General features: G+C 29.1%; 11 protein-coding genes. 3 read left to right on the top strand and 8 right to left on the bottom strand.

Annotated features, from left to right (window positions below):
• Positions 1–39: 39 nt before the first annotated feature.
• Genes ACAG39_03975 through ACAG39_03965 form a run of 3 tightly spaced genes read right to left on the bottom strand, consistent with a single transcriptional unit; the run spans position 40 to position 3,867 of the window.
• The gene (locus ACAG39_03975; protein ID MEZ0536395.1) at positions 40–1,308 is read right to left on the bottom strand and encodes an L-rhamnose isomerase; all 1,269 of its coding nucleotides are present in this window, start codon (positions 1,306–1,308) and stop codon (positions 40–42) included.
• Between the two features lie 10 nt (positions 1,309–1,318).
• Complete coding sequence (locus ACAG39_03970; protein MEZ0536394.1) at positions 1,319–2,806, bottom strand: rhamnulokinase family protein; 1,488 nt, start codon at positions 2,804–2,806, stop codon at positions 1,319–1,321.
• Between the two features lie 32 nt (positions 2,807–2,838).
• The gene (locus tag ACAG39_03965) at positions 2,839–3,867 is read right to left on the bottom strand and encodes a LacI family DNA-binding transcriptional regulator (protein ID MEZ0536393.1); all 1,029 of its coding nucleotides are present in this window, start codon (positions 3,865–3,867) and stop codon (positions 2,839–2,841) included.
• A 216-nt stretch (positions 3,868–4,083) separates the two neighbouring features.
• On the opposite strand from ACAG39_03965, the gene ACAG39_03960 reads away from it, so the two are divergent.
• A complete protein-coding gene (locus ACAG39_03960; GenBank protein MEZ0536392.1) occupies positions 4,084–4,515 on the top strand; it encodes an EamA family transporter in 432 nt (143 codons plus the stop codon).
• A 66-nt stretch (positions 4,516–4,581) separates the two neighbouring features.
• Here ACAG39_03960 and ACAG39_03955 read toward each other — a convergent pair whose 3' ends face one another.
• The 5 genes from ACAG39_03955 to ACAG39_03935 form a co-directional block, all read right to left on the bottom strand.
• Positions 4,582–6,141 (bottom strand): DUF3502 domain-containing protein, encoded by a 1,560-nt coding sequence (locus ACAG39_03955; GenBank protein MEZ0536391.1) that lies wholly within the window; start codon positions 6,139–6,141, stop codon positions 4,582–4,584.
• Positions 6,142–6,204: 63 nt separating this feature from the next.
• A complete protein-coding gene (locus tag ACAG39_03950; GenBank protein MEZ0536390.1) occupies positions 6,205–7,083 on the bottom strand; it encodes a carbohydrate ABC transporter permease in 879 nt (292 codons plus the stop codon).
• 22 nt (positions 7,084–7,105) lie between these two features.
• The gene (locus tag ACAG39_03945; GenBank protein ID MEZ0536389.1) at positions 7,106–7,972 is read right to left on the bottom strand and encodes an ABC transporter permease; all 867 of its coding nucleotides are present in this window, start codon (positions 7,970–7,972) and stop codon (positions 7,106–7,108) included.
• A gap of 184 nt (positions 7,973–8,156) precedes the next feature.
• A complete protein-coding gene (locus tag ACAG39_03940) occupies positions 8,157–9,941 on the bottom strand; it encodes a histidine kinase (protein MEZ0536388.1) in 1,785 nt (594 codons plus the stop codon).
• Positions 9,934–11,508 (bottom strand): response regulator, encoded by a 1,575-nt coding sequence (locus tag ACAG39_03935; GenBank protein ID MEZ0536387.1) that lies wholly within the window; start codon positions 11,506–11,508, stop codon positions 9,934–9,936. Before ACAG39_03935 ends, ACAG39_03940 begins: the two co-directional genes overlap by 8 nt.
• Before the next feature lie 194 nt (positions 11,509–11,702).
• On the opposite strand from ACAG39_03935, the gene ACAG39_03930 reads away from it, so the two are divergent.
• Entirely contained in the window at positions 11,703–12,839 is a 1,137-nt protein-coding gene (locus tag ACAG39_03930; GenBank protein ID MEZ0536386.1) for an efflux RND transporter periplasmic adaptor subunit, read from the top strand.
• The gene (locus tag ACAG39_03925) at positions 12,836–13,528 is read left to right on the top strand and encodes an ABC transporter ATP-binding protein (GenBank protein ID MEZ0536385.1); all 693 of its coding nucleotides are present in this window, start codon (positions 12,836–12,838) and stop codon (positions 13,526–13,528) included. The genes ACAG39_03930 and ACAG39_03925 overlap by 4 nt, the downstream gene beginning before the upstream one ends.
• Positions 13,529–13,531 lie beyond the last annotated feature (3 nt).

Here is a 13,531-nt window from a genome sequence, read left to right as displayed (position 1 = left end):
CACCCTTTCTATCAGATTTTTAACATTTATATACATTTATTATACTCTTTTAGATAGAACATCTTGCTCATATTTTTTGACCTCTTCAAGCCACTTTTCTTGTATTGGAACATCTTGTTCTAAACAGTAATAGTCCCATACTGCTGAAAATGGATATGTTTTAAATTCCTCTAATAGTGCAAGTCTTGACGTAAAATCACCATCTAATTCATATTGTTTTAGTAGCTCTGTTGGCTCTAATAATGCTCTTAGTAAGGCTTTTAATGTGTTTCTTGCTCCAATTACCCAAGCAGCAATTCTATTAATGCTTGCATCAAAATAATCAAGTGCAATATATACTCTATCCTCAAAATTCCCTCTTACTACTTGGCTCATAATGGCATTTAGTTCATCATCAAATATAACAACATGGTCGCTATCCCATCTTACAGGTCTACTTACATGCAAAAGGATTTTATCAATATAGCATAGAATAGATGATATCTTGTCTGCTATTGATTCTGTTGGATGAAAATGTCCACTATCAAGTGTAAGCATTACATTGTTTTTAATTGCATAACCCATGTAAAATTCATGCGAACCTACCACATAGCTTTCTGATCCAATTCCAAAAAGTTTACTTTCAACCGAGTCAATATTGTATTCTTTTGATATTTCCTCTTTTAGTATTTCATCTAATGCCTCTTTTAATCTTTCTCTCGGTGATAATCTGTCAATTGGAGTATCTTTGTATCCATCTGGTATCCATATATTTGTTATACATGTTTTATTTAATTCTTTACCAAAGTATTCACCTATTCTCCTACAAGCCTTTCCATGTTCAATCCAAAAGTCCCTTATCTCTTTTTTTGGATGGCTTAGCGTCAAACCATCTCTACTTTTTGGATGTGAAAAAAATGTAGGGTTGAAATCAAGCCCAATACCTTTTCCCTTAGCCCAACTTACCCAATTTTTAAAATGTTCAGGTTTTATTTCATTTCTATCAACTTTTTCGCCATCTGATTCAAGATATATTGCATGTAGGTTTACTTTGTGCTTTCCAGGGATTAGAGAAAGAGCTTTATCAAGGTCTTGTCTTAATTCTTGTGGATTTCTGGCTTTTCCTATATAATTACCTGTAACCTGTATGCCACCACTTAGATTTACACCAATATTCTCAAAACCTGTTACATCATCGCCTTGCCAGCATTGAATTGATATTGAAATATCTTTTAGCTTTTCAATCACTTTATCTGTATCAATGCCCCATTTTGAATATGCCTCTTTTGCGTATTTGTAGTTTTCAATAACATTTTTTTCTTTTCCCATTTTTTCTCCCTCACTTTAAGTTAATTACTTTTTGGTATTTTTCATAGGCACAGTCCCAATCTTCAGTATCTTTAGGTGTATAGATTTCTAATTCTATTGAGTCTTTCACAACCTGCCTCGCCTCATTTATATCTTTTATTTCTTTTAGTGCTATTGCTTGTAGCAATATATTTCCAAGTGATGTTGCCTCAACAGGGCCTGCAATAACTGTTTTCTTAGTAGCATTTGCAGTAAATTGACATAACATTTTATCCTTAATACCACCACCTATTATATGTACTACATTTAATTTTTTGCCTAATATTTCTTCAATATCTTCTATTGTACTTCTATATTTAAAAGCAAGGCTTTCTTTTATACATCTTATAATCTCACCTTTAGTTTCCAATAATGGTTGATTAGTATTTTTTACATATTCAATAATTCTTTTTGGCATGTTACCAGGTGTTTCAAAATTAGAATAATCTACATTTATGAAGGCCTTTAAAGGCGTTGCACTTGAAGCAAGCATGTCAAAATCAGAATAGCTTATTTTTTCTCCTTCTCTCTCCCACTGCCTTTTACATTCCTGTATCAGCCAAAGCCCCATAATATTCTTAAGAAATCTTATTGTATTGTTAACACCACCTTCGTTAGTAAAGTTTTTATTAAATGTTTTTTGATTTATAATAGGCTTTTCAATTTCTACACCCATTAATGACCATGTACCTGAACTTATATATGCATAATCTTTTTCATCAATTACTGGTATTGCTGCAATAGCAGAAGCAGTATCATGAGATGCAACAGAAACAACAGGAAAATTAATATATTGTCCAAACTCTTCAGAGACACTTTTAGATATATTACCTAATACAGTACCTGGCATAACTGTATTGATGAAAATGTTAATAGGTAATTTAAATTTCTCAATCAAATTTTCTGCCCATTTCCCTTCTTTCATACTGAATAATTCTGTTGTTGAGGCAATGGTGTATTCTGTTGATTTTATACCTGTTAAAAAATAGTTTAATAAATCAGGCATCATCAATAATGTGGAGCATTTTTCTAAGATATGATTGTGATATTCTTTCATAGAAAGTAACTGAAATATGGTATTTATTCTCATTATTTGAATGCCTGTATTGTTATAAATCTTATCAAGGCTTACATACTCTGTTGCTTTTTCAAGCATTCCTTCAGTTCTTCTATCTCTATAATGATATGGATTCATAAGCAGGTTACCATTATTATCTAATAATCCAAAGTCTACCCCCCAAGTGTCAATACCAAGCGATTTAATTTCTTGGCTAAAGCTATTTTTGACAATTAGAATTCCTTGTTTAATTTCATGAAAGAGCCTTAAAACATCCCAATATATACTTCCTAAAATACTTACAGGTTGGTTTTCAAATCGATGAATCTCTTCAAGCTGTATCTTACTTCCATCGTATTTGCCTATCATACCCCTTCCACTACTAGCACCCAAATCAAATGCTAGAAAATTTACACTTCCCATGAAAACACCTCTTTCAATAATATATTTTGTAATTACTCTATTAGCTCAATTTTTGATGCATTAATATCTGTTGAGTATCGAATTAATAACTGCCCCTCTAATTTTATTTGTTTATTTTTTGATCTTGGGTGGTTGAGCTTGTGAATAAAAAGACTAATAGTTTGTTTTGCAATTTGCTTTATAGGTTGCTTATATGTAGTTAGAGGTGGGCTTACTATTTTACTTAAATAGATATCATCAAAACCGGCAATAGCTATATCCTGTGGAATTTCAAGCCCTTTTGATTTTATATAATTTATTGCACCTATTGCCATAAGATCGGTTGAAGAAACAATTGCTGTTGGAATGTTATTTAATGATAAGAAATATTGAGCAGCTTCATAGCCACTTTTTATATTATAATCACCTTCGAATATATAATCATTAAGAATAGGAATTTCATTTTCTTTTAATGCATCCATAAATCCTAAAAATCTGTCGTTTGCTACCTTATATTTTGAAAGTCCTTTTATAAAAGCAATTTTTCTATGCCCAAGTTTTATAAGATGTTGAGTAACCTCCTTTATGCCTTTATACCCATCTGTGAAAACTGCATTTACTGAAGATCTAACATTTATATTATCCAAAAAAACTACTGGCATTTTCTTAGAAAGATTAAGAAGATAATCTATTGTATTCTCTGAACCGCTGTATGAACATATAATAATTCCATCAATATTTCTATTTATTAAATCATTAATATAGTTAATCTCATAAGAATAGTCATCACCAGTCGATGAAAGTAATATATGATATCCTTCTTTTCTCGCTTCATCTTCAAGATACTTTAAAAGTTCATGATAAAATGGGTTTAAATAGTCAGGCATTAAAAACCCAATTGTTTTTGACCTTTTTGTTCTTAATCCCTGAGCTATAATACTTGGTGAAAAGTTTAATTCTTCAATAGCCTTTAATACCCTTTGCTTTGTTTCTTGATTAACTGGTGCAGAATTATTAATTACTCTCGAAACAGTTGTGACAGATACACCTGCATGTTTTGCTACATCTTTAATTGTTGCCATTCTTACACCTCTTTGATTTTGTTAAATATTTAGTTAATTTATTTTATAAATTTATTGTATTAATTTATTTTATAAAATATATTTTTTCAGTATAGAAAACGATAACATGAAATTGTTTTCTATACTATTATATTAAAAAATTTTTTTAATTACAATATATTTTGGTTTAAAATATTATTAAATAAATAACATGTGTTGTTTTTGGAGGATTTGTAAATGAATTATCTGTGGCTTGTTTTTGCGTTGTTGTCGGCAGCCTCAGCAGCATTAGTATCTATCTTTGGCAAAATAGGCTTAAAAGGCATAGATGCTAATACTGCTACTGCAATTAGAGCTATTATTATGGCAATATTTTTAGTATTAGTTATTATTTTTCAAGGAAAATTAAATCAAATTCCATTAATTATACAAAATAAAAAAACCATGAGTTTTATTATTTTGAGTGGTGTAGCAGGTGCAATGTCTTGGCTTTTTTATTTTGTTGCTTTAAAATATGGAAAGGTATCGCAAGTTGCCCCAGTTGATAAATTGAGTGTTGTTTTAGCTGTTATTTTATCAGTAATATTTTTAGGTGAAAAGTTAAGCCTAATAGGATCAATTGGTGTTTTTCTTATTGCAGTTGGAACTATATTGGTAGCGTTAGGATAGAAAAAAGGACCTATAAGTTTATTTACTTATAAGTCCTTCTTCTTTTTTAATTTGATTGATATCTTCTTATTTTATTGAATCCATATACTGTCCAATTTGTTTTAAAACTTCTTTCTTTACCTTTTCAACACCTGCTGCCTTTAGTTTTTTATCCAGTGTAGCAAATGCAGAATCAACATCTTTTACAATACCTATTTGAATTGGTGTCATATATTGTACAATTACTTGATTTAAGTTAGCAATCTCTGTTTTGATATTGGTTTGGTCAAGTGAAAATGCTGCTAACATATCATTATATAATGATTTTTTAACCTTTTCTCTTAATGCTATATAATCACTATCCCATGATGCAAGTGGTAGATGTTGATCTTTATTAGTAAACCAGAATCCAGCCGCATCTGGTGGATAAGTATTTTTATCTGCTGTAACACCTGCAGGTAGATCAATTTTACCATTTTTAACTATATAGTTCTTTCCTTCTATTCCGAAGTATACTAAATAATTGTATGATTTTTCTTCCATAATTAAGTCTAATGCCATAAGTGCTCTTTCAGCATTCTTTGTTTTTGCAACAAGTGCAACACCATTATTTAGATATGGATCTGCAGGATAATGCCCTTTTGCGTCAACAACAGGTATTACTTTTACCTTCCATCCTTTTGCTTTAGCATTTGCTAAGTTGGATTGAATATCTTGAGTATTACCAAATCCAACAGCTGATTTGCCTTGATCAAATGAGTCCTTACTTCTTACCTTATTTGCAAATGCGTTTTTGTTAATATAACCTTTGTCATACCATGATTTTATTGTCTGTGCTGCTTTCTTAAATCTTGGGAATACTTTGTTGTCCATTATATAGTAAACTTCTGGTTTTGTTGCATAAATGCTTGTATAAAGACCTGTCCCTCCAGATGTTACTCTCGCAGCATCTTGCAGGTATTCACCTGATTCATAAATTAGATACCAATAAGCATTGCCTGTATCATATTGACTATCTAAATTCATTGGAGTCATTGTGGGTTCATTCTTCTTGATTGCTGCTAAATATGGTTCAATATCTGTGTATCTTTTTATTTCTGGTACCCCATATTTTTGTCTTAAGTCTTCTCTTATAATCAAACAACTGCTTTTTCTATCTGGTGTTGCTGTTGGTATCATATATACTTTACCTTTTATTAATGCTTGTTTCCATCCTGCTTGCGGCATAACTTTATAATGTCTTGGCATATACTTCTTAAGCATATCAGTTGTAAGTGCCTTAAATCCACCTTTTATAGCTTCTTGAGCATAAAATGCCCAGTTTGCTGTATATATCCAGTCAACATTTTCCCCAGAAGCAAGAACTAATGGATACTTATAGTTTAGGTCTCCCCAACCTATGTAGTTAATCTCCATTGTTGCGTTAATGTCTTTTTTAAGTTTTTCATTAAGTTTTTTCATTACTTCTGGCATTCCTGCTGGAGCATCACCCAAAAGATATCCTGTTAGCTTTACTGGCTTTGAAATATCGATGCTTGCATCAAAACCAGGTGCCACTTTTTTAGATGATGCAAATACCGAAGAACCTAAAATACTTATTACAAAACAAACAGTTAAGATTAGTGATATAGCTTTAACCTTCTTCATTAATTTAGCCTCCCCTTTTTGTTTTATATATTTCAGGAGAAAATTCTCCTGTAAAAACCTCTTTTAACCTTTTACTGCTCCTAATGTTATCCCCTTTACAAAGTATCTTTGAACAAATGGATACAAAAGAATTATTGGCCCTGTTGCAACAACAGTCATTGCAAGCTTTATAGTTTCTTTTGGCATATCAAACCTGGTTACGTGGCTTAAAATATTAGCAGCAATATTTACACTTGAAAGAATTAGATAAAGTGTATATTGTAGAGGAAATAGATTTTGTTTTTCAATAAACATCATAGGCGTCCACCAGTCATTCCAATAATTTAGTGCTGTGAAAAGTCCTATCGAAGCAAGTGCTGGTTTTGATAGAGGTAAAATAATTCTTATAAATATCCTAAAATCACCAGCCCCATCAATCTTAGCTGATTCTACTAACGATTCTGGAATTGAGCCTTTAATAAAGTTTCTTAAAATAAGTATGTTAAATACACTAAACATTGGAACAAGTATTAATACAAGTATTGAATCTTTAAGATGATAATAGTTTGTTAAAATTAAGTAATATGGTGCAAGTCCTCCATTGAATAAGGTTGTAAAATATAGAAAGAATGCAAGGCCATTTCTATACTTTACATCTTTTCGATACATAACATAAGCAGCCATTGATGATAAAAACAATGAAATAGATGTTCCAATAATTGTAACAAATAAGGTTACACCGTATGCTCTAAATATCCTTTGTGGATTTTGAAAAATAGTTTGGTATGCATTTAGCGAAAACTCTTTTGGGAAAAGTGTATAACCATGATTTATTATATAATGCTCAGATGCAAAGGAACTCATTATCATTATCACAAAAGGTAGCAGTGTAAAAAGTGCTAATAAAGATATAAAAGTATATGCTATTACATTAAAAATGATATAATCATTACCTTTTTTCAAATTTATGTCACCTCAGATTCTTTTAGAATAATGCATAATCTTTATCATATCGTCTAACAAGCCAGTTAACTAACATAATAATTGCAAAACATAGGAGAGATTGATATGCTCCAGCAGCAGAGGACATCCCTATATCTTGAATTTGCATAAGACTCCTAAATACTAATGTATCTATGATATCTGTATAATCAAGTAGTAATGGATTATTACCAACAACCTGATAAAACATGTCGAATTCACCACGAAGTATTCTTCCTAAAGCAAGTAAGATTAATATAATCATTGTTGGTTTTAACATAGGTATTGTAATATGAAATATTCTTTGGAAAATGTTTGCCCCATCAATTATTGCTGCTTCATAGCATTCTTCATCTATTCCCATTATTGCTGCAAGGTATAAAACAGTTCCATATCCCACCCATTTCCAAACATAAAGTATAGGTAGTATGAAATACCAATATGTTGGGTTAGTGTATATATCTATTGGCTGTCCTCCAAAACTCTTTATTAATGTATTAACAAAACCATAATCATAGTTAAAAAAGTTATATATTAAGGCAGCAACAACAACCCAAGAAATAAAATAAGGTAGGAACATAACCGATTGTGCAAATTTTTTGAAAAACTTGCCAGCCATTTCAGCAAGCATTATTGCACATGCTACCGAAAAAATTGTATATGAACCTAAAAATATTAAATTGTAGAATATTGTGTTTTTTGTAACAAGCCAAGCTTTACCTGAAGTAAAGAAGTACTCAAAGTTTTTAAACCCATTCCATGGGCTAAATAGTATACCATCTTGATAATTGTAATCTTTAAAAGCAACAATAATTCCACCCATTGGTATATAAGCAAAAAGTATATAATAGAGAATAATGGGCAGAAACATCAAATATAAAACTTTATTTTTTTTAAGCTCATTAAAAAAGCTTTCTTTTTTTAAGCTCAATACTGTCACTCCTTTGTTGTTTATAGACAAACTTTTTATATATTTCTTACAATCAAAATTATATGTTTAATAATAATTCATGCATATATGATAAAATTAATATATTCTTTAAAATCTTAATCTTTTAAAAATACTTAGGAATGACTATCTTAACAGTAGTTCCAACATTTTCTTTACTTTCATAAAAAAGACCATAATTATCTCCAAAATATAGTTTTAATCTTTGATTAATGTTTTTAACCCCATAACCGTGCCCTTCTTTTTGAATTACTCTGTTATTTTCAATTTCATTAAGCCTATCAATAGGTATACCAACCCCATTATCTTTTACATATATAATAACCTCATCTTGTTTTTCTTCTGCAACAATTGATATCAGTCCGCTTTGATTATTTTTCTCTAAAATGCCATGAATTATTGAATTCTCAATTAATGGTTGTAGCGTAAGCTTTGGTATATTTACTCTGTAAATATTTTCAGGAACATTAACCTCCAATTTTATACAGTTATTAAATCTATAATTTTGAATTGTAACATAAGTGACTACATGGTCAATCTCATTTTTTACAGTAACAATATCTTCACCCTTACTTAAACTTAATTTATAAAATTTAGAAAGTAAAGATATTATATTTGAAATATCTTTATTGCCACTTTTGATAGCCATCCAATTTATAAGATCTAATGTATTATATAAAAAATGAGGATTTATTTGGGCTTGAAGTGCCTTTAATTCTAAATTTTTAATCTCTTTTCCTAAAAGATATTGTTCTTTAAGAAGGTCTTTTATCTTTTGTATCATAAAATCAAAAGCTTCAATTAATTGACCTATTTCATCGTTACTATCAGACTTTATATTTATATCAAAATCTCCTTTTTTTGTAACCTTATTCATACTGTAAATGAGTTTTTTAATTCTATTAGTGTTTGAGGTTACTGCAAATAACGTAATTATCAATGTAAACGGAGTAATAATTAATATTATTGCAATAACCTGTTTTAAGGTTTTTATGTTGAGCTCATGTATTTGATTATATGGAATTACCATAACAAGCCTCCAATCAGTCCCTTCAATCTCCTTATTGCCAATTAGATATTTATTGTTATTATTTTCTGTTTCAAAAAAAGATAGCCTTTGAGTATTTATTTTTGATATAATATCTTTTAAATTAATTGCAGAAAAGTCATCCTTGTTTGAAGATGTAGATATCACTTTGTTTTGACTATCGGCAATAAATGATACAGTTGATTTTGTAAATCTTGCCATATCTAATATGCTAATAATACTATCTTCTGCGATATCTGCCCTTATTGCTGCTATATTTTTTGTGATATCCTTGGTATCTGAAATAAGTCTAATAAACGAAAAGTAGTTCTTTGTAGAATCTGGATCAATATCCTTTAACTTCATCCACTTATATATCTGGTTATTTTTGATCATATCATTATACCAAGGCCTTTGCTCTATTCTTTTGAACAGAAGAAGTGTATCATTTTCGTATATTGTTGGAAGTCCTGATGCCATGTATATTGTAATATTATCAATACCAAAATTTCTGCAAGCTGCATATGAAATCCTTACAATATCTCTTTCATCTATAAGCCAATTTCCTATATCGTTTTGGTAAAACTCAGTTGTTTTTGTTATAAGTTTTTGCAAAGTTTCATCTATAGCAAAAATATTCATAGCATTCCTAACTGATGTTAACTTGTTTTCTAAAGAAGATGCTGTTTGATTTAACATATTGTTTGAAGAATAAATGGCTTGCTTTTCAACATCTCTTCCTACTATAAAATAATTAAGAACAGAAAATATACCAAACGAAATGAAAATTATAGTCATAAAAACCATGAATAACTTATATTTAATACTCAAATTATTTATGAAAGCTAAAATCCTTTTAATCATAATAAAATCTCTCCTTAAACACAGATGGAGTAACTCCTACCTTCTTTTTAAAAATACTTGAAAAGTAGTTTGGATCTCCAAACCCTACCATTTCAGCCACTTCGTATAATTTTATTGATCTATCTTTTAAAAAAGCTTTTGCCTTTTCAATTCTAACCTCAGTTATGTAGTCGTTTATTGTTTTTCCTGTTGCCTTTTTGAAAATATTGCAAAGATAGTTAGGACTAAAATAGAAATAATTTGCTATCTTCATAATTGATAACTCTTTATCTGAAAAATTATCATTTATATATGAAATTATTTGATATACCTTTTTATCCAACTTCCCTCTATTCTTAAAGATATTAAATATCTCATCTATTGTTAAGCAAATATATTGATCTAATTCAGATAGTGTAGGTATTCTATCAATAACTTTCCAAGTATGGCTTCTTTCTTTTTTCTCAAGCTTAATTGTTAGACCTCTTTCTCTACCTACTTCATAGATTTTAAATAAAAACTCCAAGTATATTCCTTTTACCTTTTCAATGTCTTTGTATTTTCTCTCATTACATAATATGCTAAGATCATTTACTATTTTTTTTGCTTGTTCAAATTGGTTATTTTTTAATAGTTCTTCAAAATCATGAATTCTATTATCTACATCTTCAATTTTATGGTTTTGGCTGATGTCTTCAAAATAATATGTTTTATTCTTTCCATTATAAAATTGTTTAACTTTTAAGAACAAAATAAGTTCTTTTATTATTTCACCTGACTTTGTTATATCATTAATTGTTTTCCCTATCCCAACAGTAATATCAATATTTTTATAAGACTCTTTAAGATTTTGTTTTAAGATATCCAAGACAATTTCAGGGTTAATATAATAATTTATAACAAAAATTAACTGATTATATTCACTAAACGCAACATAAAAATCAAACGGCATAATTATCTTATTATCAATAATCTTTTCTATTAGCTCTTCATTGTTTTTTATTAGTACTTCATTGTTTCCATTATCATCTGAACTTAGAAAAGCAACTATTGGAATATATTTTTTATTTAAATCAAAACCATATTTATCCAGTGTATTAATATCAACATCTGGTTTTAGTAATTCAAAAATGACTGTTTTATGTATCAACCATAGATTTTCATTAAACATTTCAAAAATCTTATTTGTTATCTGTTCTCTTTTCATTTGGTTAATACAAATTTCTACTACTTTTTTCATTGTTTCAGTAATTTCATCAATATTGATTGGTTTCTCAATATAGTTAAGTGCATTTAGCTGGATTGCGGAAAGAAGATATTCTTTATCAGCATATCCGCTTATAAAAACTATCTTGCATTCAGGATAAATATTTTTTACTCTTTTTGACAGCTCTATACCATCCATTTTAGGCATTCTTACATCAGATAGTAGAATATCAGGTTTATACTCTTCTATAACTTCAAGGGCATGTTCACCGTTTTTGGCTGTTTTTATTTCAGAAATACCTATCTCTTTCCATGGAATATAATTAAGCAAACAATCTCTTGTTAGGTCCTCATCTTCAACAATTAACAGATTAAGTGTCAATTCTTCTCCTCCTATTCTAAAGGGTAGATATAATTATATACTTTTATTATACAAAAATATGAGAGCATATTTTTTGAAAATTAGAGCCAATGGCTCTCAATAAAAATAAATTTGACAATAATTAGAGATTACAATATAGTGATATTAAAAATTTGACTGAATAACCTAAGAAACTTTTAAAAGAGGTGATTATTTTGAAGCGAAAATTACTGATTATTGGTATCATGGTAATTTTTGTTACTGTAATAACTTTCTATTTACTATCCTATTTTAAAAAATCTGATAATGGTATTGAAGTAATAACATCCAAAGCTTTAATAGGAAATATTGTTGCTAATTTTTCCACAACTGGTGATGTTGAGTCAAAGGAAAAATATGAGTATTATCCTTATTCCTCGAACAAAGTAAAAAAAATATATGTTAATATAGGTGATATTGTTGCAAAAGGCGATAAATTAATTGAGTTTGAAGTTCAAGACTATACAACTCAACTTGAAATAGCTCAAAAACAATATGAGATAGCAAAACTTCAATTAGATATTCTAAAAAAGACAAAGGAAAAATTAAAAAATCAAACTTCATTGTCAAATCAAATTCAATATGGAAATCAAATTAGTGGCCTGCAATCATCACAAAATGCAGCAAGTATTGATGATCAAATAAAATTGCAAGAAAAACAGGTTGAAATAGCTTATTTAAATGTTAAAAGTATCAAAGATAATATTTCAAAACAGCCAAAATATATATATGCTACTGGATATGGAGCTGTAACGCAGATAAATGCTAAAGAAAATAATTTTACTTCTATGCAGTTACCTGTTGTTGTTACAGAAAATCTGAATAAGTTACAAGTAGTGATTAACGCAAATCAGTATGATGCACAAAGTATAAAAGTTGGCCAAAAAGCAACAATAAAGTTTCTTGATAAGGCATATAAAGGAATAGTAAGTTATATAAACCCCTCTGCCACAAAGAGTATAACACAATCTGGTGTAGATACATTTGTCAAGATAAATGTTGATATAATTGATAAAAATATTTTAAAGCCTAATTACAGCGTTGATGTTAATATCGAAATAGGCAAGAAAGAAAATATACTCAAAATTCCATCAGAAGCTATTATTACTGATAAGTATGGTAACGAAATGGTGTATATTGTTGATGAAAATAATACAGCTCATCTAAAAAAAATAAAAACAGGGTTATCTTCTGACATTGAAACTGAAGTTATATTTGGACTAAATTCACAAGATATTGTTATATTAAATCCGCCTGCAACTGTCCAAGAAGGAACAAAGGTCAAAATAAAAGGACGTGAAGAAACAAAATGATTATATTAGAAAATATAAGGAAGGTATATAATAATGGAAAAATAGAGTTTGAAGCACTAAAAAATGTTTCACTTTCAATAAATAAGGGTGAATATGTTGCAATTATGGGACCCTCAGGATCTGGTAAATCAACACTTATGAACATTATTGGGTGCTTGGACAAACCTTCTTCAGGTGTTTATAAATTGAACAATAAGATTGTGTCTGAAATGAATGATGAGGAGTTAGCAAAAATAAGGAACAGTGAAATTGGCTTTATATTTCAATCATTTAATCTTTTAAAAAAACTTAATGCATATGAAAATGTTGAGGTTCCTATGATTTATGCAAAGATAAAACCAACAATTAGAAAAGTTAGAGTTCAAGAAGCACTAAAAAGTGTTGGACTTGAAGATAGGATAAATCATAAACCTAATGAACTTTCTGGAGGACAACAACAAAGAATTGCAATTGCTCGTGCTATTGTGATGAATCCCTCTTTCCTATTAGCTGACGAACCAACAGGTAATCTTGATACTTTATCAAGTTTAGAAATAATGAAAATTTTTCAAAACTTAAATAATAAAGGTACTACAATAGTTATGGTAACTCATGAAAATGATATTGCAAAGCATGCAAAAAGGATTATTAAGATTAAAGATGGTAATATAGTTGATGACTATTTAGTAAACGATAGAATTATTTTGTAGGTG

Source organism: Caldicellulosiruptoraceae bacterium PP1, assembly GCA_041320695.1.
Classification (GTDB): Bacteria; Bacillota; Thermoanaerobacteria; order Caldicellulosiruptorales; family Caldicellulosiruptoraceae; genus JBGGOQ01.
The sequence above is the reverse complement of the archived record's forward strand: the minus strand, read 5'-3'. Positions and strand labels throughout refer to the sequence as shown.